The 273-nt window shown below is 63.7% G+C and carries 1 protein-coding gene; it reads left to right on the top strand.

Annotated elements, in window-relative coordinates; all coding sequences use genetic code 11:
* On the top strand, positions 1–218 hold a 218-nt coding region (locus tag SB659_RS19520), incomplete at its 5' end, for a UTRA domain-containing protein (protein WP_410551599.1).
* Between the last annotated feature and the right edge of the window lie 55 nt (positions 219–273).

The following is a 273-nucleotide window of genomic DNA, read 5'->3' as shown; positions in this document are numbered from 1 at the left end:
GGCTGCTGAAGCAGGTGCCGTGGACGACGGCTGAGCACAAGATCCACGCGTTGTCTGCGGGCAATGCTGCTGCTGACGCGCTGGATATTGCCCGCGGCGCGGCCTGCCTCGTCATCGAGCGCCGGACCTGGAGCAATGCCGGGCCGGTGACCCACGTGCGCTTTACCTATCCTGGCGACCGGCATGCGCTTGTCGCCCGTTTCTGCCCGGCTTCCTGAGAATCGACCGCCTGCTTATTGCGAATCATGCGCCAAATAGCGGAAGTAAACGCCA

The organism is Arthrobacter sp. SIMBA_036 (assembly GCF_046535135.1).
Lineage (GTDB): Bacteria > Actinomycetota > Actinomycetes > Actinomycetales > Micrococcaceae > Arthrobacter.
Note: the sequence above shows the minus strand (reverse complement) of the source record. Positions and strands in the feature narration are given on the sequence as shown.